The organism is Acinetobacter sp. TUM15071, assembly GCF_008980925.1.
Lineage (GTDB): Bacteria > Pseudomonadota > Gammaproteobacteria > Pseudomonadales > Moraxellaceae > Acinetobacter > Acinetobacter dispersus.
The window spans coordinates 21,116-46,670 of record NZ_BKGB01000019.1 but is presented as its reverse complement, the minus strand read 5'-3'; the positions used below and the strand labels follow the sequence as shown (position 1 = coordinate 46,670).

25 protein-coding genes are annotated in these 25,555 nt (G+C 42.0%); 5 read left to right on the top strand and 20 right to left on the bottom strand.

All coding sequences use genetic code 11. The annotated features are described in order from the left end of the window. Nucleotides 1–24: 24 nt before the first annotated feature. From GBI66_RS16190 to thrS, 7 genes are all read right to left on the bottom strand, one after another. Nucleotides 25–450 (bottom strand): YqaA family protein, encoded by a 426-nt coding sequence (locus tag GBI66_RS16190; protein WP_005051656.1) that lies wholly within the window; start codon nucleotides 448–450, stop codon nucleotides 25–27. A 64-nt stretch (nucleotides 451–514) separates the two neighbouring features. Beyond that, entirely contained in the window at nucleotides 515–1,366 is an 852-nt protein-coding gene (locus tag GBI66_RS16185) for an arylamine N-acetyltransferase (protein WP_151716803.1), read from the bottom strand. A gap of 120 nt (nucleotides 1,367–1,486) precedes the next feature. Further along, a complete protein-coding gene (locus tag GBI66_RS16180) occupies nucleotides 1,487–1,930 on the bottom strand; it encodes a hypothetical protein (protein ID WP_151716802.1) in 444 nt (147 codons plus the stop codon). Continuing rightward, nucleotides 1,927–2,547 (bottom strand): glutathione S-transferase N-terminal domain-containing protein, encoded by a 621-nt coding sequence (locus GBI66_RS16175; RefSeq protein WP_005184766.1) that lies wholly within the window; start codon nucleotides 2,545–2,547, stop codon nucleotides 1,927–1,929. Before GBI66_RS16175 ends, GBI66_RS16180 begins: the two co-directional genes overlap by 4 nt. A gap of 128 nt (nucleotides 2,548–2,675) precedes the next feature. Beyond that, nucleotides 2,676–2,996 (bottom strand): hypothetical protein, encoded by a 321-nt coding sequence (locus tag GBI66_RS16170; protein ID WP_151716801.1) that lies wholly within the window; start codon nucleotides 2,994–2,996, stop codon nucleotides 2,676–2,678. Between the two features lie 170 nt (nucleotides 2,997–3,166). Beyond that, complete coding sequence (gene infC / locus GBI66_RS16165; RefSeq protein WP_081401483.1) at nucleotides 3,167–3,718, bottom strand: translation initiation factor IF-3; 552 nt, start codon at nucleotides 3,716–3,718, stop codon at nucleotides 3,167–3,169. 5 nt (nucleotides 3,719–3,723) lie between these two features. Continuing rightward, on the bottom strand, nucleotides 3,724–5,646 hold the full coding sequence (gene thrS, locus GBI66_RS16160) for a threonine--tRNA ligase (protein ID WP_005184776.1): 1,923 nt from the start codon (nucleotides 5,644–5,646) through the stop codon (nucleotides 3,724–3,726). A 264-nt stretch (nucleotides 5,647–5,910) separates the two neighbouring features. Between thrS and GBI66_RS16155 the strand changes: the two genes are divergently transcribed. Then, nucleotides 5,911–7,557 (top strand): acyl-CoA synthetase, encoded by a 1,647-nt coding sequence (locus tag GBI66_RS16155; RefSeq protein WP_151716800.1) that lies wholly within the window; start codon nucleotides 5,911–5,913, stop codon nucleotides 7,555–7,557. Between the two features lie 38 nt (nucleotides 7,558–7,595). On the opposite strand, the gene yjgA is transcribed toward GBI66_RS16155, so the two are convergent. The 9 genes from yjgA to mazG form a co-directional block, all read right to left on the bottom strand. Further along, a complete protein-coding gene (yjgA, locus tag GBI66_RS16150) occupies nucleotides 7,596–8,132 on the bottom strand; it encodes a ribosome biogenesis factor YjgA (RefSeq protein WP_151716799.1) in 537 nt (178 codons plus the stop codon). A 2-nt stretch (nucleotides 8,133–8,134) separates the two neighbouring features. Continuing rightward, complete coding sequence (locus tag GBI66_RS16145) at nucleotides 8,135–8,404, bottom strand: HPr family phosphocarrier protein (protein ID WP_004804467.1); 270 nt, start codon at nucleotides 8,402–8,404, stop codon at nucleotides 8,135–8,137. Then, nucleotides 8,401–9,252 carry an RNase adapter RapZ gene (gene rapZ, locus GBI66_RS16140; RefSeq protein ID WP_005146575.1) on the bottom strand — a complete coding sequence of 284 codons (852 nt, stop codon included), beginning with the start codon at nucleotides 9,250–9,252 and terminating at the stop codon, nucleotides 8,401–8,403. The genes GBI66_RS16145 and rapZ overlap by 4 nt, the downstream gene beginning before the upstream one ends. A gap of 20 nt (nucleotides 9,253–9,272) precedes the next feature. Beyond that, the gene (gene panC, locus GBI66_RS16135; RefSeq protein WP_005184785.1) at nucleotides 9,273–10,118 is read right to left on the bottom strand and encodes a pantoate--beta-alanine ligase; all 846 of its coding nucleotides are present in this window, start codon (nucleotides 10,116–10,118) and stop codon (nucleotides 9,273–9,275) included. A gap of 3 nt (nucleotides 10,119–10,121) precedes the next feature. After that, entirely contained in the window at nucleotides 10,122–10,931 is an 810-nt protein-coding gene (panB, locus tag GBI66_RS16130) for a 3-methyl-2-oxobutanoate hydroxymethyltransferase (protein WP_005184787.1), read from the bottom strand. A gap of 39 nt (nucleotides 10,932–10,970) precedes the next feature. Next, complete coding sequence (gene folK, locus GBI66_RS16125) at nucleotides 10,971–11,459, bottom strand: 2-amino-4-hydroxy-6-hydroxymethyldihydropteridine diphosphokinase (protein ID WP_151716798.1); 489 nt, start codon at nucleotides 11,457–11,459, stop codon at nucleotides 10,971–10,973. Next, nucleotides 11,456–12,910: a polynucleotide adenylyltransferase PcnB gene (gene pcnB, locus GBI66_RS16120; RefSeq protein ID WP_151716797.1), complete on the bottom strand. Its 1,455-nt coding sequence runs from the start codon at nucleotides 12,908–12,910 to the stop codon at nucleotides 11,456–11,458. Before pcnB ends, folK begins: the two co-directional genes overlap by 4 nt. Before the next feature lie 139 nt (nucleotides 12,911–13,049). Beyond that, entirely contained in the window at nucleotides 13,050–13,478 is a 429-nt protein-coding gene (locus GBI66_RS16115) for a ComEA family DNA-binding protein (protein WP_151716796.1), read from the bottom strand. Further along, nucleotides 13,447–14,253 (bottom strand): nucleoside triphosphate pyrophosphohydrolase, encoded by an 807-nt coding sequence (mazG, locus tag GBI66_RS16110; protein ID WP_151716795.1) that lies wholly within the window; start codon nucleotides 14,251–14,253, stop codon nucleotides 13,447–13,449. The genes GBI66_RS16115 and mazG overlap by 32 nt, the downstream gene beginning before the upstream one ends. Nucleotides 14,254–14,356: 103 nt before the next feature. Here mazG and GBI66_RS16105 point away from each other — a divergent pair, with 103 nt between their 5' ends. Then, nucleotides 14,357–15,130 carry an SDR family oxidoreductase gene (locus GBI66_RS16105; RefSeq protein ID WP_151716794.1) on the top strand — a complete coding sequence of 258 codons (774 nt, stop codon included), beginning with the start codon at nucleotides 14,357–14,359 and terminating at the stop codon, nucleotides 15,128–15,130. A 44-nt stretch (nucleotides 15,131–15,174) separates the two neighbouring features. Here the strand turns inward: GBI66_RS16105 and GBI66_RS16100 are convergent, their stop codons facing one another. The 4 genes from GBI66_RS16100 to cysM all read right to left on the bottom strand — a co-directional run bounded on the left by GBI66_RS16100 (nucleotide 15,175) and on the right by cysM (nucleotide 20,769). Further along, entirely contained in the window at nucleotides 15,175–17,481 is a 2,307-nt protein-coding gene (locus GBI66_RS16100) for a bifunctional (p)ppGpp synthetase/guanosine-3',5'-bis(diphosphate) 3'-pyrophosphohydrolase (protein ID WP_005184802.1), read from the bottom strand. 31 nt (nucleotides 17,482–17,512) lie between these two features. Further along, nucleotides 17,513–18,922, bottom strand: a complete 1,410-nt coding sequence (gene rlmD, locus GBI66_RS16095) for a 23S rRNA (uracil(1939)-C(5))-methyltransferase RlmD (protein WP_151716793.1) — start codon at nucleotides 18,920–18,922, stop codon at nucleotides 17,513–17,515. Nucleotides 18,923–18,931: 9 nt separating this feature from the next. Continuing rightward, entirely contained in the window at nucleotides 18,932–19,753 is an 822-nt protein-coding gene (locus GBI66_RS16090; protein WP_151716792.1) for a 3'-5' exonuclease, read from the bottom strand. 92 nt (nucleotides 19,754–19,845) lie between these two features. Next, on the bottom strand, nucleotides 19,846–20,769 hold the full coding sequence (gene cysM, locus GBI66_RS16085) for a cysteine synthase CysM (RefSeq protein ID WP_151716791.1): 924 nt from the start codon (nucleotides 20,767–20,769) through the stop codon (nucleotides 19,846–19,848). 149 nt (nucleotides 20,770–20,918) lie between these two features. On the opposite strand from cysM, the gene GBI66_RS16080 reads away from it, so the two are divergent. The 3 genes from GBI66_RS16080 (at nucleotide 20,919) to GBI66_RS16070 (ending at nucleotide 25,535) form a co-directional block, all read left to right on the top strand. Beyond that, nucleotides 20,919–23,729 carry an ATP-binding protein gene (locus GBI66_RS16080; RefSeq protein WP_151716790.1) on the top strand — a complete coding sequence of 937 codons (2,811 nt, stop codon included), beginning with the start codon at nucleotides 20,919–20,921 and terminating at the stop codon, nucleotides 23,727–23,729. A gap of 129 nt (nucleotides 23,730–23,858) precedes the next feature. Next, nucleotides 23,859–24,647 carry a crotonase/enoyl-CoA hydratase family protein gene (locus GBI66_RS16075; protein WP_004655703.1) on the top strand — a complete coding sequence of 263 codons (789 nt, stop codon included), beginning with the start codon at nucleotides 23,859–23,861 and terminating at the stop codon, nucleotides 24,645–24,647. Between the two features lie 21 nt (nucleotides 24,648–24,668). Next, nucleotides 24,669–25,535, top strand: a complete 867-nt coding sequence (locus tag GBI66_RS16070; protein ID WP_151716789.1) for an NAD(P)-dependent oxidoreductase — start codon at nucleotides 24,669–24,671, stop codon at nucleotides 25,533–25,535. Nucleotides 25,536–25,555 lie beyond the last annotated feature (20 nt).

Sequence of the window (25,555 nt, the reverse complement as noted above, 5' to 3'; positions counted from 1 at the left end):
AAGAATCCACCTTTCCCTTTCTCATTAAAAGAGACCGAGATATAAAGCATATAACGTTAAATAACGACCGCCTTTGGCGATGGTGACAATCAATAAAAATCGCCAAAAGTTTTCCTTCATCAGTCCAGCAATCAGGGTAATTGGATCACCAATCACAGGAGTCCAACTTAGTAGTAAGGAGTAAAAGCCATATTTATGATAAATCTGCTGTGCTTGTAACAACCTTTGTTCTGAAACAGGAAACCATTTTTTATCTTTAAAATGTTCAATCTTTAATCCAAGCCACCAATTCACACAAGAACCCAAGACATTACCAATGGTCGCAACCAAGATAAGATAGAAAGGATTAGAAAGCCCTTGTACCAGCAAGGTCATTAATACCGCTTCTGACTGTAAAGGCAATAAGGTGGCAGCACCAAAGGCTGAGAGAAATAATAACAAATAAGACATCAAAACAAGGTTCTCTCAAACAGGCAGCAACACAGCATCAAGAGCAGACCATATAACGTGAATGCTATAGATTCAAGGTTAATTTTGCCCAAGCCGCTTCAAGCATCTCCTGTGAAATATCAATCCGAAAAACGCTTTTAATGGTTTGTTCAAACTCATCCAAAGTGAATAACTCTTTCTTGTCAGAGCTTCCTTTGCCATGCGTCCGTAAAACACGATCTTTTAAGGTCATTCGCATTTCTGTATTGGCAGTAGATAACATTAAATACTGGGTAAATAAGGATTCAGGCGAAGTCGAAATGTACCAGTTTGCAATTACAGCATCTGCATCTGCAATCTGCTGCTGAGGGTTAATCGCATAGACATTGATCCATTGATCATGAATACAGACTTGCAGCATATACGTCATTTCCGTCAGTACAGTCGTATCCAAACCACTCTGGGCAACTTCAACAAATCTAAACGGTTCAAGTGGTGTCTGCAATGTTTCACCGATCTTGTCAAGAGATAAAACCGTGGTCGGAGTCATCCCTCCAAATCCAGGATCATACAAAAATAATTGCTGATCAATACGTACCAGTGTGACCAAATGAGTTCTCACTGGAGTACTGACAGGCGAACTTTGATAATACACTCGACCGAGTACGTTATATGCCTCATAGCCCAGTTCAGTTAACACAATTCTGGTTAGGGTGCTGTGTTCTAAACAATAGCCTTCACGATTTTCAATCAATAATTTTTGCACAAGTTGCTCTGACGCTAATGAAACCTCCTCTCCTAAAAAAGAGGATAAATTACCAAAAGGAATAGCTTGCACATGAAGACTTAATAGGCTTTTTAGATTAGCCAAAGTTGGAGAGAAATCTCCCTCAAAACCAAGCTTTTTTAAATAAAGGGCTGATATTTTTGCTTGCATGATGCTTTATCTTTGATGAGCTTAAATCATCGTAGCTTGAACATGCATAGACTAGATGAAAAATTACACAATTATAAAATAGTCAGGCTTACATGCCCGAAATCATGGCTTTTGCAAAGATTAATTTTTAGTTTTCGCTTTTTTAGATCGAATAGAAAAATACGTAACTGAAAAAATGAATGGAAAAACAAATAAGAGCCAAAATGTAAGATCAGATCTAATAATTTTTTGGTACAGGCTAAGTTGCATTTCACTAGCAGAAACCGCAGCCCAATCAATAGAGACCGTATGATCAAGATAGCTACATAACACTAAGGATAAACTTAAAAAGCCGGCAAAAACCCAGCTACTAAAATATGAATTTTTGGTCTCTAGCTGTAGCCAAGCAAAGAGTGTAGAAAATAAGAGCCCTAAAACAGTAATAAAAGCAAATACCAAAACCGCTAAATGACTCTCTGAATAGAGCTTTTGCAGCTGAGCACAAAGGATTGCTGTAAGCAACAACAATCCCATCGCAATCGCCCAGTGCTTTAAGTAGCGGTGTAGCCCAACACCTTGATTCATCCAACTTTGATCGACAAGGCTTTTTGTATCGCAGGACGAGCTGTTAAGCGTTCAATATAATCTTTCACATACGGATAGTCTTCAAGTTGAATGCCCTGCCATTCGTAACGCAACGCCCAAGGTAAGATTGCCATATCCGCAATCGAGTATTCGCCTGCTACAAATTTTTGACCAATCAACTGTTTGTTTAAGACACTATACAAACGCTTGGTTTCATTGACATAACGATCAATCGCATAAGGAATACGTTCAGAGGCAAACTTATTGAAGTGGTGATTTTGCCCAAGCATTGGACCAAATCCACCCATTTGCCACATCAACCATTGTTCAACCTCGACTCGCTCTTGCTCATCGGTCGGATAGAACAAACCTGTTTTTCGACCTAAATATTGTAGAATCGCACCCGACTCAAATACTGAAATCGGCTCACCTCTTGGACCATTTTGATCGACAATCGCTGGAATTTTATTATTGGGAGAGATTTTTAAAAAATCAGGCTGAAACTGATCATTTTCCAAAATATTGATTGGAAAAATCTGATATTCAAGTCCCATTTCTTCTAAGGCGATTGTTATTTTATGCCCATTGGGTGTACCCCAATAATATAAGTCAATCATTTTATATTGTCCTATTCATCGTTATCTTGACTGTTGTTGCGTTATAGCACACTTCCTACTTATTGATCAGTAGACAAGCACGAAAAGAAACAATAAAGCGGTGTTTTCAAAGACAATGTTGAAAAGATTTAAGCTTGATTATCCAAGAATTCTTTGGCTTTCTCTCCAACGAATTTACGACCAGCATTACTGCCATTGATCCACTCTTCCACAGAGAATAAATCAAACATCCCCACTTTAAATAAGGTGGGAACCGCTAGGATCAACTCATCTTCAACCGTACCTCGAACGCCTGCATTATATAAATTAATATTGTGCAGCATGGTCGCGACAGTACCCGTTTGTACACGACTGCCATCTTTCAATGTGACTTGTGGTAAAACCTCACCTTCTTGTAGCACTTTTTGATTAATTTCAGAGAGTTTTTGAGTACCAGTAACTGTAGACATGTCTTATTCCTATTTTTGAATAGTGTAATTATCAACAAATCCTATCATAGCTTGTTTTCAGCTGATCCAATGATACTTAGACATTTTTTAACAGACTTATCCCTGATTGAGTTATACGTTTTAGACAAAAAAAAGCACCGCTGAGAGCGGTGCTTTTTTTATAAGAAAAATTACTTTTTCTTTTTCGGACCAATTAACATGCCCATTTGACGACCTTCCATCTTAGGCGCTTGTTCAATCACGCCAAATTCAGCAACGTCTGCTTCAATTTTTTGCAATTGAGCCAAACCAAGCTGTTGATGCGCCATCTCACGACCACGGAATCGTAAAGTGATTTTTACCTTGTTCCCTTCTTCAAGGAAACGCAAAATTGCACGCAATTTAATCTGGTAATCACCTACATCCGTTGCAGGACGTAATTTGATTTCTTTCACTTGCACTTGATGCTGTTTTTTCTTCGCATCTTTTTGCTTTTGCTTTAAGTCAAATAAGTGCTTGTTGTAGTCCATGATTTTACAAACAGGCGGTTCTGCATTCGCAACGATCTCAACCAAGTCAAGATGAGCTTCTTCAGCAGCACGCAACGCTTCAGTTAATGAAACGACACCTTTTTGTTCTCCATCTGCAGCGACGAGGCGTACTTCTTTCGCACGGATCTCTTCGTTAATTGCAGGACGGTTACTTTTAGCACCTTGTTGTTGGTTACGGTCAGGCTGTTTAATCTTTATTACTCCACGATATACCGGCCACGTTCGGCAACGGCAGATTTCACTAAGTCAATAAATGCATCTACTGACATAGTACCTAAATTTTTTCCTGAGCGAGTACGCACATTGACTGTACCTTCTTCAACTTCTCGATCACCGAGAACAAGAAGGTAAGGAATACGCTCTAGGGTACGCTCACGAATCTTAAATCCGATCTTTTCATTTCTCAAGTCAGAAATAGCACGAAGACCATTTTCTTTGAGTTTTGCGACCACTTGCTCACTTGCTTCCGCTTGTGAATCAGTAATATTCATGACACAAGCTTGGATTGGTGTAAGCCATGGTGGCATGAAGCCCGCATAGTGTTCAATTAGTATACCAATAAAACGCTCGAAACTGCCAAGAATTGCACGATGAAGCATGACTGGTTGATCACGATCATTGTCTTCAGTGACATAAGAAGCGTCTAAACGGATTGGTAGGTTAAAGTCACACTGGATTGTACCGCATTGCCAGATACGGCCTAAGCAGTCTTTCAATGAGAATTCAATTTTCGGACCATAGAATGCGCCTTCACCTGGTTGCAAGTCCCAAGCCAAGCCAGCATCATCCAAAGCATCTGCTAAAGATTTTTCAGCCAAGTCCCAAAGTGCATCATCACCCACACGCTTTTCTGGACGTGTAGACAATTTCATTTGCACTTCTTCAAAACCGAAGTCTTTATACACATCTAAAGTCAGCTTAATAAAGTCTGCAACTTCTTTACCAATCTGTTCTTTGGTACAGAAGATATGTGCATCATCTTGGGTAAAGCCACGAACACGCATAATCCCATGTAAAGAACCTGATGGTTCATTACGGTGACAAGAACCAAATTCAGCTAGGCGAATTGGTAAATCACGGTAAGACTTTAAGCCTTGATTAAAGACTTGTACGTGACATGGACAGTTCATTGGCTTGACTGCATAGTTACGACTTTCAGAGTGAGTCGTAAACATATTTTCAGCATAGTTTGCCGCATGCCCTGACTTTTCCCAAAGCGTAAAGTCTACGATTTGCGGTGTCTTAATTTCTTGATAGCCATTATCTTGCTGAACTTTACGCATGTATTGTTCAAGCACTTGGTAAATGGTCCAACCGTTCGGATGCCAGAACACCATACCTGGTGCTTCTTCTTGCATGTGGAACAAGTCTAATGCTTTACCAATTTTACGATGGTCACGTTTTTCAGCTTCTTCAATACGTTTGATATAAGCAGCTAACTGTTTTTTATCAGCCCAAGCTGTACCATAAATACGTTGTAGCTGTTCATTCTTCGCATCACCACGCCAGTAAGCACCAGAGATTTTAGTGAGCTTGAATGATTTTAAGAATTTAGTGTTAGGTACGTGCGGACCACGGCACATATCTAAATAATCTTGATGGTAGTACAAGCCCATTTGAGTTTCATTTGGCATGTCTGCAATCAAGCGTAACTTGTATTCTTCACCGCGTGCTGTGAATTCAGCGATCACATCTTCACGTGGTGTCATCTTTTTGATGACGTCATAGTCTTGATCGATGAGCTTTTTCATGCGCTCTTCAACCGCAGCCATATCATCCAAAGTAAATGGACGTGGCATCCAGATGTCGTAGTAGAAACCTTCTTCGATCACAGGACCGATCACCATTTTCGCTTCTGGGAACAATTGCTTAACGGCATGTCCTACCAAGTGCGCACATGAGTGACGAATAATTTCTAAACCTTCTTCATCTTTAGGGGTAATAATCTGAACTGTCGCATCTTCTGTGATTAAATCACAAGCATCCACCAAGCGATCATTGATACGGCCAGCAACAGTATTTTTTGCAAGACCTGGACCAATGCTCTGAGCAAGTTCCATCACAGAAATCGGATGATCAAACTGCTTCTGATCACCATTTGGTAAAGTAATGATTGGCATAATAAAATCCTTAAGGAGTGATGCCCTATACGAAGGAGCATATCACCGCGAGATTATGTATTGAGGCAAGCCTCAAAAAATAAAAAACGGCGGATAAAAAAGTATCGAAGATTTTACACGGGTTTAGCTATGGATGAAACCTCTGAACCAGAAAAACCCGAGATCAGTTCAGATTCATCTCCGACTAAAGCCTAAATGATTTAGACTCGATGACAGTCTAGGTTAATACCAATAAATGAAAAAAACGGAAATGGAGCAAGACACATGGTAAGTGCATATGACGAACTACCCAAAAATCCAGCAAATTTTGTTGCTTTATCACCCTTACGCTACTTAGAACGGGCTGCTTATATCTATCCCAATCAGGCTGCAATTATTCATGGCCAACGCCAAATCACATGGCAACAGACTTATCAGCGCTGCCGTCAGTTTGCGCATCAACTCCGTCATTTAGGCATCCAAAAGAACGATACTGTTTCCGTGCTATTACCCAATATCCCTGCCATGATTGAAGCACATTTTGCTATACCAATGGCAGGTGCGGTACTGAATACCTTAAATACCCGCCTCGATGCCAAGACCATTGCCTTTATGCTGGAACATGCAGAAGCAAAAGTGCTATTGGTCGATCCTGAATTTCGACAAGTTGCAGAAGAAGCACTTCAGCTTGTTGCGCAAGACATTATTGTGATTGACGTCTTTGATCCTGAGTTTGATGGTGAACAAATAGCGATTGGTCAATATGAATATGAAGCATGGATAGCACAAGGTGACCCAACCTTCGAATGGTTGCTTCCTCAAGATGAATGGGATGCAATTAGTCTGAGTTATACCTCAGGTACCACAGGCAATCCCAAAGGTGTGGTCTATCACCACCGCGGTGCTTATCTGAATGCTGCCAGTAATATTTTGGCTTGTGGCATGAAACCCCGTGCTGTTTACCTTTGGACACTGCCGCTATTTCACTGTAATGGTTGGTGCTTTGCATGGTCAATTGCTGCCAGTGGCGGTACTAATATTTGCCTGCGCCGTGTCGACCCCGCGTTAATTTTTAAATACATCGCAGCGTATAAAGTGGATTATTTCTGCGGTGCACCAATTGTGCTCTCCATGCTGATCAACACCCCAAGCGAACAAAAGACAGCTTTTGAGCATCATGTTGAAGTCATGGTTGCAGGTGCTGCGCCACCTGTGACGATCATCGAGGGGATGCGTAATATCGGCATTAACGTCAATCATGTCTATGGTTTGACTGAAACCTACGGCCCTTCTGCCTTATGTGCTTCACAAGCCGGCTGGAGTGATTTATCTATTCAGGAGCAAGCGCAGCTACATTCTCGCCAAGGCGTACCTTATCCCTTGCAAGACAGCATGCGTGTGCTTGATCCAGACACCATGCAACCTGTACCCAATGATGGACAAACCATGGGTGAAATCATGTTCCGTGGCAATATCGTGATGAAAGGTTATTTGAAAAATGCTCAAGCCACAGAAGAGGCATTTAAAGGTGGCTGGTTTCATACAGGTGATTTAGCAGTAAGTCATCCTGATGGCTATGCCAAGATTACGGATCGCTCGAAAGATATTATTATTTCAGGTGGAGAAAATATTTCCTCGCTCGAAGTTGAAGATGTGCTTTATCGCCACCCTGCTGTGCTCACTGCCGCAGTGGTAGCCAAACCTGATCAACGCTGGCAAGAAGTGCCGTGTGCTTTTATTGAACTTAAACAAGGTGCATCCACATCAGCTGAGGAGATCATTGCACATTGTCAAAAGGAACTCGCTCGATTTAAAGTTCCGAAAGATGTAGTGATTACTGAGATCCCAAAAACTTCGACAGGGAAATTACAGAAATTTATTTTAAGAGAATGGGCCAAGGAACGAGCGGAAAATAGATCAACAAACTCATAATCAAAAAAGAAGTTTCCTTGGAAACTTCTTTTTCAGTTTTAACCTTGTTCAGATAACAAAGCGACTTGTTGTACGTAATTCACAAATTTAAGCTTAGATGCGGCAAGGTCTTCTTCACTGCCTTGCTGCTTCATATCACGGTGAATACGCAAGACATGCTGACGCAAGGTATGGCGTTCAGATGCATTAAACACCTTACTAAACTCATTGATCACTGGATCACCTTGGTCAATCATACGGTCAACCCAACGCATTAATTGCATCTGTTTTTTAGCACCTTGTTGCGGTGTTAAATAAGATAAAATGACGGTTTCATCTTCATTTCGCAATAATTTACCGATACGTAAAAATTGACGACGACGTGCTTCATGCGCACTAATATTTTGTATTTCCAGTAAAGCATCGATGAGACGCTCATCAACGGGAAGTTTCTGAATCTGTTTTTTATTCAGTTGAGCCAATTGCTCACCCAAAGCTGCCATTCGCTGCACAGCTTTTTTTTGCTCAGTCCTACTCGCACGTCCATCTAATGACTCAAAATCTTCATCGGTATAACGCTGGGTACCACGTGCCACTATTACTCTGCCTCGTAAAATTTTGCTGCGAACAGCGTTTGAATTTCTTCCAGTGCCTTGTCTTCATCAGCACCTTCAATCACCAATCTTAATGTGGTGCCTTTACCTGCGCCTAACATCAACAATGACATAATATTTTTTGCATCAACCAACTTATCGCCCTTACCAATTTGGATAGAAGAACGGAATTTCGTCGTCACTTCAATCAGTTTACCAGATGCACGAGCGTGTAAGCCGAGTTTATTAATTACATCAATTGTTGTGTCTATCATGACCAGTGCTTCATTTCTCTATGTAAGATTTGGACAGCCCATTTTGCCTCAAGGGCTTGTTTGAGTCTATCTACAATATAAACCGACCGATGTTGCCCGCCTGTACATCCCACAGAAATGGTCATGTAATGGCGATGCCCTTCTGCAAATGCAGGTAACCACTTATCCAAGAAAGTATAAATGTCTTCAAACATCTCATTGGTTTGTTGACTCCCTTCCAAAAAGCGGCGTACAGGTTCATCTAAACCTGAAAAACGACGTAATTCTAAATCCCAATGCGGGTTTGGTAAATGTCGTACGTCAAATACATAATCAGCATCCAACGGAATGCCGTGTTTATAACCAAAGGACTGCAGAATCACAATTAAGTTATCTGACTGCCCGAGTTTAGACAATAGAATATGTTTTAAATCATGAACACTTTTATCAGTCGTATCAATATGTACTGTTGAACGGAATTGTATCGGGATGAGCAATTGCTTCTCTTCTTGGATACATTGCAACAGACTATTGAAACGACTGGCCAAAGGATGCGGTCGACGTGATGCACTAAAACGTGCAATCAAATCTTGATCCTGAGTGGTCAGGTAGATCACATCGACCGAACCATGTCTTTTTAATTGCTCAAAAACATGATCAAACTCTTGCATATCTGCACGGGTACTTCGAATATCGACCCCAAGTGCAAGTTGCTCCAGATTATTTTCATGATCCAGTTTTGCAACAATTTCAGGCAACAACGCCAAAGGTAAGTTATCTATACAATAATAGCCCAAGTCTTCAAGTACTTGTAAGGCAGAGGATTTTCCTGAACCGGATTGACCTGTAACGATAAGAATACGCTTCATGGCGTTTTTACCTTCATTTTTTATGTTTTAAAATCGATTTGCAAATTATCAATCAAACGTGTTGAACCCAGCTTCGCTGCAATAAATAACACCAAGTTTTGGTCAAATTGCTGAATCGGTTGCAAGTTGGTTTGACGAGCCTCCACATAATCCACAACAAAACCTGCCTGTGTCAATTGAGCTGAGATATTTTCTAACACTTGTGTAAGTGTCTGCCCTTCATGCAATTGTTGTTCAGCTTGTTTGAGCAATTGGTAAATTGTCGGTGCAAGTGCACGTTGCTGTTCAGTTAAATAACCATTACGTGAACTTAAAGCCAACCCATCTTCAGCACGAATAATTGGCACACCAATCACTTCCAGTGGCATATTTAAGTCTTGCACCAACTGACGAATCACGGCCAGTTGCTGATAGTCTTTTTGCCCGAAAAATGCATAATCTGGCTGTACAATGTTGAATAGCTTGGTCACTACAACCGCGACACCATCAAAATGACCTGGACGTGATTTACCACAAAGATCATCGGTAATTTGGCTAACACTGATATTGGTCAAACGTGGTTGAGTACCATACATTTGCTCAACAGAAGGCGCAAAAATAATATCGCAGCCCGCATCTGCCAATAAACGACTATCTTGCTCTAAAGTACGTGGATAGCTATCAAAATCCTCGCCTGCACCAAACTGAATTGGATTGACGAAAATACTCACCACGACCACATCGCAGAGTTTTTTTGCTTCACGCACCAAAGTCAAATGACCTTCATGCAGATTACCCATGGTTGGCACAAAACCAATCAATTTTTTTGAGCTACGTGTCGGTGCTAGTGATGCAGTTAAGCCTTGTATTGTTGTTTCAGTTTTCATGAATTAAAGCTCAACTTGGAAAGTATGTTCCTTGGCCGGGAACGACTGGTCTTGTACTGCGGCATGATACGATTTAAATGCATCTACAATTGCAGTTTCACCCGCTTGCTCTTTCATAAAGTTACGCACAAAACGCGCAACACGACCAAAAGTTAAACCCAACATGTCTTGTACAACGAGGACTTGACCATCAGTTTCATTGCCTGCACCAATCCCGATCACTGGCGTATTCGGGAATAATTCGGCAATTTCTTTACCCAGTTGAGCTGGCACGCACTCAAGTAATAAAACCGCAGCACCCGCATCAACCACGGCTTGGCAATCTGCGATCAATTGATCCGCTGCTTCACGTGTTCTAGCTTGAAGTTTATAACCACCAAAAACATGTACTGACTGTGGTGTTAAACCTAAATGGACACAGACAGGAATACCATTACGTGTCAATACCGTAACCAACTCGCTTAACCATGCTCCGCCTTCGATCTTGACCATTTGAGCACCGACTTGCATCACAGTCTTGGCATTTTTCAAGCCATCTTCAAGCGTTGCATAGCTCATAAATGGTAGGTCAGTCATGATTAAGGCATGTGAATTACCACGGCGTACAGCAGCGGTATGATAAGCCATATCTTCGACAGTGACAGGAAGTGTAGAGTCTCTGCCTTGAATCGCCATTCCTAGAGAGTCACCGATTAAAATCGTATCAATTTCAGCCAATTCCATAGCTTTAGCCATACTTGCATCGTAGCAAGTAAGACATGAGAACTTGCGTCCTTCGGCTTTAAACTTTCTTAAGTCACTTAGACTAATCATGATGATGTCCTCTACAGGCGTTTCCAGAACGAAACAGTCTTAAGCGGTTGCCCAAGACTGGTCTGCTATTACAGTCAAGTTTGCTTGCTGTACCAGTTCTAAATCTTTTAAAGAATGACCATTCAATTGTAAATGAGCATCTAAATCTAATAAGGGAAGGATCACAAAATCACGTTCCAACAGACCAATGTGTGGCACGGTTAAACGTTCATTTTGAATCTGCTCTTGGCCATAGATCAGTAAATCCAGATCAAGGGTACGCTCTCCCCAACGGCGCAAACGGACACGTCCAGACTCTTGCTCAAACTGTTGTAGTTGGTCTAGTAAAGCAAGTGGTGCCAGTGTTGTATCCAATTGAACAACCGCATTTAAATAGTTGGGCTGATCTTGTGGTCCCATCGGTGGACTTTGATAAAGCCGTGATACTTTTACATGGCCCAAGGTCGCGAGCTTCGCAACTGCTTCACTGAGAATCTGTTGCGAATCGCCTAAATTACTGCCTAAACCAATATAGCTACGAATGGTCATTGCGTTGGCCCAAAAACCACTTGGCTTAAATCGCGTTGTACACGTTTACGTTTAAGAATCGGGTGATCAGCGTTAATCTGATTCGGATTCGATGCCGCTTTTTCAACAAAGCGTCCAACCGACTCGTCCGTTCTTACACGTTCTTTTCGGCCACGACGATTTCTTGGCTCAGGCACATCCACCAAAGGTTCGATCTCAGTCAGCTTAGCTTCATCGACATCAACCGCTTTACGACGTGTTTTACTACGCTGACGATTGTATTGACGGATTGCCGCTTCTTTTTGATCAAGTGACATTTCTTGGTAAGCTTCCCACCAAATGCCCATACCTTCAGTACTGCTATCACCAGATTTCTCACGCAGTAACAAAAAGTCGAATCCTGCACGGAAACGTGCATGCCCTGCCAATGCTTCAATCTGCTGTGGTTTTGGATTCAGTAAACGCGTTTGCATCTCCCAAACTTCACGAATAAAGGTTTCAGCAAAACGAGGGATAATGGTTCGGGTTGCCTGACGCTTAAGCACATCAAGTCCTGCTTGAGCGCGTGCTTCTGCAGGAACAACACCTTTGTTTAAATAAAAATCACAACGCTCTAAAAATGGCTTCCACAACAACACTGCATAGAAAAATGCAGGGTTAATGGTTTTACCAATTTGAATTCGTTGATCGGTATTTCTTGCCGCACGCTCAATAAATGCAGTGAGATTCGGTGGGATTTCGGCAAACAATTGCTTCCAGACACCAAATTCAATCAACATTGGCAGTACACGGGTAAGATGCCCCATGGTAAATAATTTTTGTGACTCATCGTATAAACGATGTGGCGAGACATCACGCAACAGTTGCGTCATATCTGCATCAAAAACATCTAGAATGGATTGATCAATTTGAAAATTCAATTTTGCGGCAAAGCGCAAAGCACGCAACATGCGTACAGGATCCTCTTCAAAACGCTGTGCAGGTTCGCCGAGGAAACGTAAGGTACGCGTATTGATATCATCTACCGCATGGCAGAAATCAAGTACGACACCTTTTCGTGGCTGGTAATACAAGGTATTGATGGAAAAATCTCGACGAGCAAAATCTTGCTCAATCGTTCCCCAGTTATTATCTCGAAGAATCATACCAGAGGCACTGGTGACTGCTTTTTTTGGTGGGGCACGGAATGTCGCAACCTCAATCAGTTCGCGACCAGAATATACATGTGCTAACTCAAAACGCCGTCCGATAATTCGGCAACGTCGACCAAAAACCTCTTTGACTTGGGCTGGTGTAGCATTAGTAACCGCGTCAAAATCCTTTGGATTAAGACCTAACATCATGTCTCGAACACCACCACCCACAATATATGCCTCGTAGCCTGCTTTCGTCAGACTATCAATCACATCTAGAATTGAGGAAGGGAGTTGAGTTGTGGATAAACCACATTTTGACGCACGCAAAGTTTGCAAAAGACACTGTCTCCTACGTCAGGACGTAAATAACAATTTGTCGCTAATCATAGCTCTAACACACACAAAGGGCAATTTATTCTGTTGTAGTTTCAACAGATCTGTATGCGAAATTAACAACCACATCTCACTTTCTTAGTTATAACATGAGCCTTGCTCTGTTTTTCTCAAGCAGTTTTGGCCCAATACCTTTTATGTTCATCAACTCATCTATACTTTTAAAAGCACCATTTTTTTGGCGATATTCCATAATCGCTTGCGCCTTTTTTTCACCAACGCCACTGAGTGTCTGTAATTGCTGTAAGTTCGCTTGGTTCAAGCTAATTTTACCACCTTGAATATTTACGGATGATGAAACTTGTTTAGAATTTTGCTGTTGTGTAGGGCGAGATAAATAATAGTTATTGTTCTGCTGATTCGCCAATTGCTGATCACGTACCTGCTGCTGTGCTTTCCATTGCTGATAAGACTGATCAAACTGCTGTGCGTTGAGATGTGAAATACATCCCAAGCACAAAAGCATTAATAAAAAAATCTTATGTTTGCTGCTTAATTGCGGCAATATCATTTTTTCTCTCCTGCGATTTTAATTGTCTTTTCGCTTGCTCCCATAGTTCATCCATTTCTGCCAAACTCATTTCTTGCAAGTCTTTCTGTTGTTTTATTGCCTGTTGCTCAATAAAGGCGAAACGACTTCTAAATTTATGAATCGTTGCCAGCAATGCAGTTTCACTTGAGACACCAAGCTTACGCCCCACATTAATCAAAGAGAACAAACAATCCCCAAACTCTTCTTGAATTTCAGCAGCATTTTGATTTCTTAGCGCTTGCTGTAATTCCCCCAATTCCTCATCTAACTTGCCATAAGCATCTTCAACAGTTTCAAAATCAAAGCCGAGTTGTGCTGCTTTGCTCTGAATTTCATGTGCCTGTACCAGTGCAGGCGCATGTTTAATCTCATCTAGCCTTGACTGTACTTTACCTTGTTTTTCTTGTTGTTTGATTTGTTTCCACAACTCACTCACTTGCTCAGGCCTTAGATTTTGATATTTTTCTGCCTCAAAAACATGCGGATGACGACGAATCAATTTTTCACTGATCGCATTTACCACATCCTGAAAATTAAATAATCCTTTTTCATCAAACATTTGAGATTGAAACACCACTTGCAACAATAAATCACCGAGTTCATTACGAATCTCATCGATATCACCCGAACGAATTGCATCCTCAACTTCATAAGCCTCTTCAATGGCATATCGCGTCAAACTTTCTGGGGTTTGCTGTTGATCCCATGGGCACTTTTGTCTTAGTTCTTGCATGATTGCCAATAATTTTTCCATGATGTGATCTCCAAACCCAAACAAGCAAATTGTTGCAGCACCAAGCTGCATATGCGTAATATACACGCACGTAAAAATTATCAATATAAAGCAAGGGAAAGTAATGCCATATAGTGTTTTTATTAGTGGGGCTGCACAAGGAATTGGTGCTGAAATCGCACGTTTATTTCACCAAAAAGGTTTTAAAGTTGGCATCTATGATATCAACGAAGAACAAGCTCAAGGCTTAGCTAAACAACTTGGAGAGAATGCTAAAGCAGGCTATCTCGATGTAAGCAATCCGCGTCAATGGCAGATCGCACTACAGGAATTTAAAAGCTGGGCAGGTGAACTGAATATCTTGGTCAATAATGCCGGAATTCTCTATTCGGGGGCGTTTGAAAACACCCCAATTCAATCACATCACCGTACCATTGATATTAACGTTAAGGGCGTTCTCAATGGCTGCCACACCGCCCTAGCACATTTACAACAAGCCAGCTTTGCACGTGTTATTAACCTTTCTTCAGCATCCGCGATTTATGGTCAAGCTGATTTAGCATCTTACTCTGCCAGCAAATTTGCAGTTCGCGGTTTAACGGAAGCCTTGGATGTCGAATGGCAAAAATACAATATTCGAGTCTTAGACGTCATGCCACTATTTGTACAAACCAATATGGTGAAAGACATGGATGCAGGTAGTATTCAAAATATTGGTGTGGATTTAACCCCTGCCGATGTGGCGAAACAGGTGCTGCATTTGGCACAACAAAAAGACCATGCCCTAATCCCGACCCACACACCTGTTGGGATAAAAACCAAATTGATGTATCAACTGTCCAGTATTAGCCCACAGTTTTTAAACCGACTCACCAATATCTTTTTAGCGAAACGATAAACATAAAAAAGCTGCATCGAAATGCAGCTTTTTTCTTTTATTGTCTAGCTTCCTTGAACCAAACGTCTTGCACTGATAATGCCTGGTTGTTGCTCTAAACGGGCCAATAAACGGGACAGTTGTGCCAAGCCTTTTACTTCAATCAACAACTTCATATTGGCGATACCATCTGCCTCAGAAATCGTATTCACCTGACGAATATTGATTTGGTCTGAGAAAATCACCTGAGTTAAATCTTTCAGTAAACCACGGCGATCATAAGCTTCCACCACGATCTGCACACTCTGACCACGCGTTGGCTGCATTTCCCAATCAGCTTCAACAGCACGCTCAGGTTCTTGAGTGGTCATCCGTAAGTAGTCAGGACACGCAACCTTATGAATGCTCACGCCACGATTCAACGTGATATAACCACCAATCGACTCACCATGTACGGGCTGACAACATTGCGCAATATGTAGCTCAACATTATCCAAACCATCAATCAAAATCCCATGTGCCGATAACGTATGGCTGGCACGTGGATTTAAGGCAGGTTTTAACACCAGTTCAGGTTCGTCTTGATCCAAGTGCATCTGACGATTCACTTGATTCATCAAAGCATGCAGGCTGACATCACCGCTGACCAATGCAACCAAAATATCATCACCCGATTTCAGGTTGAAATGAGATGAATAATCTTTGAGATCAATACTTTTTGGATGAATTGCTAAACGCGCCAACTCTTTAGTCAGAAGCTCACGTCCAACTTCAACGTTCTTGCTGCGATCCTGCTGTCTAAACCAATGACGTAACTTGTCACGCGCACGTGCTGTTTTGATATAACCCAAAGAGTTCACCAACCAGTCACGGTTTGGCTCACGATCTTTCTTGGTTAGAATCTCTACCTGCTCACCTGTCTTTAAAGTGTAGGTTAAAGGCACATAACGTTGGTTGACACGTGCCGCATAGCACTTGTTCCCCACCTCAGTATGCACATGATACGCAAAGTCAAGAACGGTTGAACCACGTGGCAACTCCTTGATGTCACCATCACGACTAAATACATAGATCTTTTCAAAATTCTCAAAATCTTGAATTTGATCAATACCATTCGACTCTTCATCTTCACCGTGCGGTGTAGTCTCAGTACGCTCTTGATAATGCTCAAGCACAGCACGTAACGAATGCAAACGATCATTAAAAGAATGGTCGGTATTCTTCGCACCTTCTTTATAGTTAAAGTGCGAGCACACCCCAAGCTCTGCTTCGTTATGCATCTCAAAGGTACGAATTTGTACTTCTAAAGACTTATTCTCAGCAATCACGGCAGTATGCAATGAGCGATAACCGTTTGCCTTTGGATTGGTAACATAGTCATCAAACTGGTTCGGAATGTGACGCCATAACTGATGCACAATCCCCAATGCGTGATAACAATCAGGGACACTTTTCACCAACACACGCACTGCACGGATATCATAAAGCTGGTCGAAACTGAGGTTCTTGCTTTTCATTTTTCGATAAATCGAATAAATGTGCTTCACTCGGCCAGTGATTTCAGCTTGAATGTCGTATTCACCGAGTTCAGTTTTGAGTTTATCAATCACAAACTGAATATATTGCTCACGCTCCAAACGCTTTTCATTCAATAAAGATGCAATTTCTTTATAACGTTCTGGTGCTAAATAACGAAAGGCAAGATCTTCCAATTCCCACTTGAGCTGGGCAATGCCTAAACGGTGTGCCAATGGAGAATAAATGGTGAGAATTTCGCGTGCCACACGCTCTTGACGCTCTTTGCTTGCTGTCGCCAACTCACGTAAAGCATAGGTCCGCTCTGCCAATTTGATCAAAACAACACGAACATCTTCGGTCACTGAAATCAGCATTTTATAAATGCCATTTAAGTGCTCGCGCTGGTTATTATTAAAATGATCTTCGAGGCGTTTATTCTTTTCAATCAACTCTGACAGTTTACCCATTGCAAGAGTGCCTTGGACCAAAGCCAAAACTTGCTCGCCAAACTGTTGTTGAATATCTTCTAAGGTGATTAATCCCTCACGTACACTACGATATAACACCGCCGCTGAAAGCGTGTCTTCATCAACACGTAAATGGGCCAAAATATCCGCCATACCAATCCCTGTACTAAAGGTATTGATACGATGATTCACCGTCGCTTGTAATTCTTTTGCTAAGGTAAGCTCTGCAACTTGTTGAAGTTGTTTCAGCTCAGCCCCATCCAAAATACCACGCACTCGATCTAGCCAAGACACTAGACTACTTTGCGCTTCAGCGGCATGTTCTACAGTCGCTTCCTCAGACAACTCTTGGAGTCGTCCAGGTAACTGCTCACGTACTGTGACCATACCTTTCTCCTCTGGATATGTAACTCATTTTTTAATCGTTTATCTCTTCGATTTTTTCAAGCCGACCAATTTTTTCAAACAGGGCAATCGATTCAACATGTTCAGTATGCGTAAACATGTCCATTACCGCAGCTTTCTTCAATTGATAGCCATATTGTGCCAGTACACCTGCATCCCTTGCCAGTGTTGATGGGTTACATGAAACATAAACGATTCTTTTTGCTCCAAACTTTGGTACATATTGCATGACTTCAAATGCACCTGATCGTGGAGGATCAATTAATAATGCATCAAATCCTTGCTTCGCCCAAGAATGATGCGAAAAGTCTTTTGTTAAATCTTGTGAAAAGAATACTGCCTGTGACAATTGATTCGCTTTCGCATTTTCAGTTGCCCGTTGCACCATCTCATCACTCGCCTCAACGCCGACCACCTGACCTGTCTCACCCACACAACGTGCAATTGGTAGAGAAAAATTACCTAACCCACAGAATAGGTCAAGCACTCTTTCCCCTTCCTGTAATTGAAGCAATTCACATGCCAACTGAATCATTTGTGCGTTTACACCACTATTGACTTGGGTAAAGTCTAAAGGTGAAAACGCAAATTTGATGTCAAAATCGCCCAAACTGTAATGCAAACGCATTGGAGCTTGTGAATCATCTACGCGATGTAAACTTTCTCCACCTTTAGGTTGCAAATACAACTGCCATCCTTTGAGTAACGTAAATTGACGTAATTGGTTGACATCCGACACATTTAATTCATCTAAATGACGAATCAACAATGCAACCTCATTGTCTCCCATCGCCAATTCTATATGACCAATATGCGCCTTGCCTGTTAGACTTTCGAGTAGTTTTTTCAATTCTGGTAAAGTTTCGGATAAACTTTGATCCAATACTTTACACTGCTGAATAGCAGTTAAATGATTGCTGTGATGCTCACGAAACCCCATCACCAAACGATCCTGTTTAGCCATATAACGCACCCCAATTCGGGCACGACGGCGGTAATCAGTTTTGACAGAACGAATGGGATCCAACCATTGCTCGGGTTGCAGACCTGCAAAATGCTGCAAATGGGATTTTAAAACATTCTGCTTAAGTAAAATCTGTTGGTCAGGATGAATATGTTGCAGACTACAACCGCCACACACACCAAAATGCGGACAAATCGGATCGACACGTTCCTGTGCAGCCTCACTCGCAAGCGAGATCATATCCGCTTCTTCTAAACGCGTGGTCTGATTAGTGATCTTGGCTTGTACCGTCTCACCCACCAAGGCATAACGAATAAAAACTTTCTTGCCCTGCTTTTCTTTAGGATGATCTGGGTGCGTTCCATAGTGCGCAATACCACGCCCCTCATGTGAAAAAGCTTCAATCTGAAAGGTATAAGTTGGATATTGAGCTGGACGTTGTTTGGCTTTGTGTTTCAAAAGATGAACCTAATTTTTTGGCGCAAAAGTATCTGCGGTGAATACAGTATATTGCGATGACTGCTGCCATACCTGTAAGAATTCTGTTTGTTGCGTTTGCGTTTGTAAATAATCAATCGTCGATTGAACCAAATGCTGATGATCGTGTTGATTGAGCTGCCCTTTGAGCAACAGCCAGCGTAAATAAACCAGCCATGTATTCAGCACATCACCTTCGCAATAGCTGGTCAATTTCAACCACTGTTGCGTACGAACATATTCTGGCACATGATAGCCAGACTCGCCTCTTTTCCCAGGAAAACCAAGCAAACAAGCAATATCATCCAGTTTTTGAAAATTGCGACCATTAAACATCGCCATTACATCCATCAGGTCAACATGACGATGGTGATAACGGTTTTGATAGTTATTAAAACGCTTTTGCTGATCAATTTCGCCTTGATCAAATAAACTTGGTGCCGAAAGACCATGATACATGGCCCTGAATAGGATCACAGGCAAATCAAATTGTGAACCATTCCAACTGACCAAGGTCGGTTGTTTCTTATCAAAAATAGACAGGAACTTGGTCAACATCTCAGCTTCAGTGTTTTGTTCCTGACTAAATGAAAACAGGCGAAAGCCTTTTTCATCGATCCACAACCCTGAAATACAAACGATTTCATGTAATGGTAAGCGTTGAAAATCCATCCCCGACTCTTGACGACGAATTTTGGTCAACGCTTGTTCAACATCGCTTTCAGGCAGATCAAGATGATAAAGATGTGCACCAGCTTTTATATCAGTCAGTGTTTCAATATCAAAAACTAAAATCGGAAAACGTAAATTCATCTTAAAATCTCTTCAAATCCCTCCCAACCTCCTTTTATTTATAAAGGGAGGAGTTCCCCCTTCTTTTTAAAAGAAGGGGTTTCGGGGAGATTCTAATCTTGTACTGAGAATAATCCCGTAGATAAGTAACGATCCCCACGATCACAAATAATGCAGACAATCACCGCATCAGGATTTTCTTCAGCAATTTTAATCGATGCCCAAACCGCACCACCTGAAGATGTTCCCGCACTGATACCTTCCGTACGTGCCAGTTTACGCATGGTTTTTTCTGCTTCAATCTGTGGAATATCGATAATACGGTCTACACGACTGCGATCAAAAATCGTCGGCAAATATTCTTCAGGCCAACGGCGGATCCCAGCAATGCTTGAACCATCAGAAGGTTGTAAGCCGACAATCTGAATATCTGGATTTTGTTCTTTCAAATATTTAGAGACGCCCATAATCGTCCCTGTGGTACCCATTGAGCTGACAAAGTGGGTAATTTTCCCACCTGTTTGCTTCCATATCTCAGGACCCGTCGTCAGGTAATGTGCTTCTACGTTGTCGGGATTACCAAACTGATTCAGTACAAAGCCTTTGCCTTCCGCCTGCATTTGCAAAGCAAGGTCGCGAGCACCTTCCATTCCTTGTTGCTGCGTGACTTCAATCAGCTCAGCACCATAAGCCAACATTGCATCTTTACGCTCCTGGCTCATGTTGTTCGGCATGATCAGCTTCATTTTATAGCCGCGCATTGCTGCAACCATCGCCAAAGCAATACCGGTGTTGCCACTGGTCGCTTCAATCAAGGTATCACCCGGTTGAATTTGTCCACGTTTTTCCGCTTGCACAATCATGTTATAAGCTGGACGGTCTTTGACCGAACCTGCAGGGTTATTGCCTTCTAATTTTGCTAATACCGCGGCTTGGGTATGACACGCTAAACGCTGCAAACGCACCAAAGGGGTTTTACCGACATAGTAATCCAGTAAAAAATCATCTGCTAAAAAATCAGTTTGCGTATTCGTCATGATCGACACCGATATCAAGGTGGCGCCTATTGTATGAAAAAAATAGAGATACTGCACCTTTTCACTATGCTTTTTATTGGCAAGCAGATGTCCTTGATTTTCACAAAGCGTGCTAAGATGTTGCGCAGAATGATAAATCTGACCGTACTATGTCAAATTTCAATAAGACCATATCGAAACGCTTACGCCTCAATCATGCTTATGGGCAATTGATTGCACTGATTTTGGTGCCGATTGCCATTTTGACAGGCGTTGGAATTCTTTGGGTTTTATCCGAAACCACCAGCTCCGCAAAATCACAACAACGTTCGGATGCTTCGGCGATTTTGGCGCGCTACCATCAAACCGCAAATGATTTATTACGCTTGGTTCAAGAGCAACCAGATCAATATGATCGTGCCCAAAACATCATGCAAAAGATGTTTGATGAAAAAAATTTACAGCGCGCTGTGCTGATTGATACCCGAGGACAAACTTATTTAAGTGTTGGCTATCAAAACAATCGGTTTTGGCCAAACTTCCCAGAAAATAGTAATTTCTTTGGGCCAATTGCCCACAACCACAACAGTATCTATGGCTCCAAGCTGGACAGTGGCAACCCCTATTCTGTTTGGTTAATGATTGAATTAGACAATCAACCACTTGAACTTGCTCGCTATAAAATTCTACTTTCGTTGGTGGTGACAGGACTACTCACCTTACTCATTTTATTGTTCTGCTTAAATGTCTTTTCGCGTCGCTGGCTCGCACCGCTATACGAAATCCGCATGCAAATGCAACGCTTAAATGCCGATACACTAGACCAGCATATCGTAGTGAACAGTACTGGTGAGCTGCGTTTGCTGCAACGTGATATTGCCAATGTAGTAAAACGCCTACACTTTAGTTTTTTAGAATTAAAAGAACATACTGAACAAACCGAAGAAGACTTACGTCGGACACTGGATACCTTAGAAGTTCAGAACATTACCTATCGTCAGGCACGTGACCAAGCGATTTCATCGAATCAGTCCAAGTCGGTGTTTTTGGCCAATATCAGCCATGAACTTAGAACACCATTGAACAGTATTGATGGCTTTATTCATTTACTGCTGCGCCAGCAAAACCTGAGTAATGAGCAAAATCTTTATTTGCAAACCATCCGAAAATCATCTGCACACTTATTGGCACTGATCAACGATGTATTAGATTTCTCTAAAATTGACGCAGGTAAATTAGAACTCGAAACCGCCCCATTTGACCTTGAAGAAGCCATTTTCGATGTGATGGATATGCTCTCGCCTTTGGCGGCACAAAAACATATCAACATGGCTTTCTATTATGCAGAGAATATTCCAAAGCATGTGGTGGGTGACGCCTTACGCTTTAAACAGATTCTGACCAATCTAATCTCCAATGCGATCAAATTCACTCCTGATGGGGAAATCATTGTCCGTGTACGTATGGAAGATGATGAAATTGGGCAATGTTTACTGCATTTTAGTGTCCAAGACAGCGGTATTGGTCTGAGTGGTACAGATCGTAAAAAGTTATTTGAATCATTCTCTCAGGGTGATGCTTCAGTCACCCGTCAATTTGGTGGTACAGGACTTGGTTTAGCGATTTCCAAACAGCTGGTACATTTGATGCACGGTCAAATTGGCTTTGAAGATAACCAAGAACGTGCGCCAACAGAGAAAGGTTCAACCTTCTGGTTCACGGCTTCATTTAAAGTTGAAGAACAAGATGAGTTTGTTGAACACCCTCGTTTCGATCATTTACAAGTGGTGTCGTATCTTGCCCATCCTGCAACGGCCAGCGTACTACGTTCATACCTCGAGAATTATCATGTTTCACATATTGAAACACAGTCGATTCTGGACCTATTCAGCCGTTTAAATCACCTGAATCAGCAGGAAAATACTTGGCTAATTGTAGATCATAGTGGTGATACAGAGGCCTTACTCAAAGAGATTCGTCAACGCTATCATGGCAACTTAGCCGTTTATGGTTACCAGATGAGTCTTGAGCCGAACATGCTCAATGAATATCGTGCGCGCCCACTGTATCAACCGTTAAGTCGTCGTGAGTTGGTCCAATTACTCGGCAATGAGCCTGTTTTTGAGCAAGAACCAGAAGACTTTAATGGTCAAGGTTTACATATCTTGGCTGTGGATGATCATCTGCCTAATTTGATTGTACTTGAAGCCTTACTTGGCGAGCTCAATGTCACCACCACCAAAGCCTTAAGTGGACAAAAGGCCATCGACATTATTCAAGAGCGAATCGAACAAAAATCGCCGCCGTTTGATTTGGTATTTATGGATATTCAAATGCCAGTGATGTCAGGGATTGATACCACGCGCGCCATTCGCTCATTGGAATCAACACTTGATAATGGGATGCAACTGCCAATTATTGCACTCACAGCACATGCACTGGCCGATGAAAAGCAGAAGCTGCTCAAAGTTGGTATGAATGATTATGTGACCAAGCCGATTCAGATGGAGCAAATCATTCAGATTCTGACGCATTGGACCAAAAATAACTTCAGTGCCCAACCTGCGAGCATTGAACCCAAGCGGCCAATTGAATCAATTGATCCTCAAATCCTGAATTGGCAACAAAGCGTACAACTTGCAGCTAACAAAGAAGATCTAGCGCAAGATTTATTAAATATGCTGGTGGATAGTTTCGATACGGAACTGGCGGAAATGCAGCAACTGATTGAGATGGAAGATTTTCCACAACTCGAGCATGTCCTACATCGTCTTTATGGCGCAACCCGTTATGTTGGCACCCCAAATTTACAGCAAGTCTCAGGCGAGTTTGAACAATTTATCTCGACCCTACGCAAAGAACGTCGTAAAGCGGATGATGTGTTTATTCGTGAAACCACACATCGTTTCAATGAACTCAGCACGGCAATTGAACAAGTGAGACAGGCCGCCAACTTAATCCTACATGCCCATGACTCCTAAGACTGTAAGTTGGGATATTGGATAATCAATGATTAAAATACAGGCAGGCTTTTTTGTGACTGCCCTGTCATGTTTCAACCTAAAGACTCATGCTATGCTGCCTCATCAAACACAATAAGAGTAAGGCAGATGGCACTTTTACGCGTTGAAAAGAACAATGGAATCGCAACAGTTTCCCTAAACCGCCCTGACAAACGCAATGCAATGAGCTTTGCCTTACTCAAAGAGCTGGTGGCAACTGCTAAAAAAATTGAAAAAGATCGTTCAATCCGCTGTGTCATTCTCACAGGTGAAGCGCAAGTCTTTAGTGCAGGCATCGACCTGTCTGATTTAAACAATCCTAAAAATACCGCTTTTGCCGCTTGGGAACTGATCAAACCAGGGCAAAGTCTGTTTCAAAAAGCATTCCTGATCTGGCAAAACCTACCGATCCCTGTGATTGCAGCAATCGAAGGCTATTGCTTTGGTGCAGGTATGCAGCTCGCACTCGCAGCCGATATTCGTATTGCGACGCCAAGCACTCAAATGTCAATTATGGAAAGTCGCTGGGGCCTTGTACCCGATATGGGGCTAACACGCTCATTAAAAGGACTGATTGGCGTTGATTTGGCAAAAGAATTGACCTTAACTGCACGTATCTTTGATGCTGAATACGCCAAACAAATTGGTCTGGTGACGCATTTAGACAATGACCCATTAGCGAAAGCGAACATCATTGCCGAAGAAATTTTACAGCGCTCACCAGATGCGATTATGGCGGCCAAACGTGTCTTAGATGCGATGGAACACCAACCAGAAAAAGCTTTACGCTTAGAAAAACTCTGGCAACTCAAACTACTTTTAGGTAAAAACAGCAGTCTTGCGCGTAAAAAGGACAAGAATCCAGAGGTTCAATTCCTACCACGTCAATATAAATAATCACGACTGGAGAATATTCACATGCATGCGAATCAAAAAACACCAATCGCTTTCTTGGGGATGGGTTTAATGGGCACACGTATGGCCAGCCAACTCTTACAAGCAGGTTATCCTGTGGCGGTCTGGAACCGTAGCCCACTTGCATGTGAACCTCTACAGCAGCAAGGTGCATTACTCTTAAAGCTAAATGACATCGGAAGCTATCCTGTTATTTTGACCTGTTTAGCCGATGATCAAGCGGTGCAAAATGTTTTCGCCCAAATTCAACCGTATTTGAAAGCTGAACAGATCATCGTTGATTTCTCCAGCTTATCAGTCTCAGCAACGCAACAATTGGCTCAGTCTGCTCAACAACAACAGGTCACATGGATTGACTCCCCTGTATCAGGCGGAACCATGGGAGCTGAGCAAGGGACATTGGTTATTTTTGCAGGTGGTGATGCTAAGACGATCGAACAGCTCACCCCAATTTACAATGTACTCTCACAGCGTGTTACTCGTATGGGAGAGTCAGGCACAGGGCAAGCCACCAAGATCTGTAATCAATTGATTGTTGCAGCTAATAGCACGCTCATTGCCGAAGCAGTCGCTCTTGCAGACCAAGCAGGTGTGGATACGACTTTACTTGCTCCTGCACTCGCAGGTGGTTTTGCCGACTCTAAACCCTTTCAAATTCTCGCTCCTCGTATGGCAACACATACTTTTGAGCCAGTACAGTGGAAGGTGCAAACCCTATCAAAAGATTTAAACAATGCATTACTTCTGGCACAAAGTTTTAACTTAAAGATACCTGTGGCACAAAAAGCTCTATTACAGTTACAAGCTCACCAAGAAAATGGCTTTGCTGAGAAGGATTTAGCGACTATCATCAAAATTATAGAACAATAAATAGGATCTATTGATTCAGG

Coding starts and splice junctions, on each gene's coding strand:
- GBI66_RS16190 (WP_005051656.1), bottom strand. CDS start 450: ATGTCTTATTTGTTATTATTTCTCTCAGCCTTTGGTGCTGCCACCTTA.
- GBI66_RS16185 (WP_151716803.1), bottom strand. CDS start 1,366: ATGCAAGCAAAAATATCAGCCCTTTATTTAAAAAAGCTTGGTTTTGAG.
- GBI66_RS16180 (WP_151716802.1), bottom strand. CDS start 1,930: ATGAATCAAGGTGTTGGGCTACACCGCTACTTAAAGCACTGGGCGATT.
- GBI66_RS16175 (WP_005184766.1), bottom strand. CDS start 2,547: ATGATTGACTTATATTATTGGGGTACACCCAATGGGCATAAAATAACA.
- GBI66_RS16170 (WP_151716801.1), bottom strand. CDS start 2,996: ATGTCTACAGTTACTGGTACTCAAAAACTCTCTGAAATTAATCAAAAA.
- thrS (WP_005184776.1), bottom strand. CDS start 5,646: ATGCCAATCATTACTTTACCAAATGGTGATCAGAAGCAGTTTGATCAT.
- GBI66_RS16155 (WP_151716800.1), top strand. CDS start 5,911: ATGGTAAGTGCATATGACGAACTACCCAAAAATCCAGCAAATTTTGTT.
- GBI66_RS16145 (WP_004804467.1), bottom strand. CDS start 8,404: ATGATAGACACAACAATTGATGTAATTAATAAACTCGGCTTACACGCT.
- rapZ (WP_005146575.1), bottom strand. CDS start 9,252: ATGAAGCGTATTCTTATCGTTACAGGTCAATCCGGTTCAGGAAAATCC.
- panC (WP_005184785.1), bottom strand. CDS start 10,118: ATGAAAACTGAAACAACAATACAAGGCTTAACTGCATCACTAGCACCG.
- panB (WP_005184787.1), bottom strand. CDS start 10,931: ATGATTAGTCTAAGTGACTTAAGAAAGTTTAAAGCCGAAGGACGCAAG.
- folK (WP_151716798.1), bottom strand. CDS start 11,459: ATGACCATTCGTAGCTATATTGGTTTAGGCAGTAATTTAGGCGATTCG.
- GBI66_RS16115 (WP_151716796.1), bottom strand. CDS start 13,478: ATGATATTGCCGCAATTAAGCAGCAAACATAAGATTTTTTTATTAATG.
- mazG (WP_151716795.1), bottom strand. CDS start 14,253: ATGGAAAAATTATTGGCAATCATGCAAGAACTAAGACAAAAGTGCCCA.
- GBI66_RS16105 (WP_151716794.1), top strand. CDS start 14,357: ATGCCATATAGTGTTTTTATTAGTGGGGCTGCACAAGGAATTGGTGCT.
- GBI66_RS16100 (WP_005184802.1), bottom strand. CDS start 17,481: ATGGTCACAGTACGTGAGCAGTTACCTGGACGACTCCAAGAGTTGTCT.
- GBI66_RS16090 (WP_151716792.1), bottom strand. CDS start 19,753: ATGAATTTACGTTTTCCGATTTTAGTTTTTGATATTGAAACACTGACT.
- cysM (WP_151716791.1), bottom strand. CDS start 20,769: ATGACGAATACGCAAACTGATTTTTTAGCAGATGATTTTTTACTGGAT.
- GBI66_RS16080 (WP_151716790.1), top strand. CDS start 20,919: ATGTCAAATTTCAATAAGACCATATCGAAACGCTTACGCCTCAATCAT.
- GBI66_RS16075 (WP_004655703.1), top strand. CDS start 23,859: ATGGCACTTTTACGCGTTGAAAAGAACAATGGAATCGCAACAGTTTCC.
- GBI66_RS16070 (WP_151716789.1), top strand. CDS start 24,669: ATGCATGCGAATCAAAAAACACCAATCGCTTTCTTGGGGATGGGTTTA.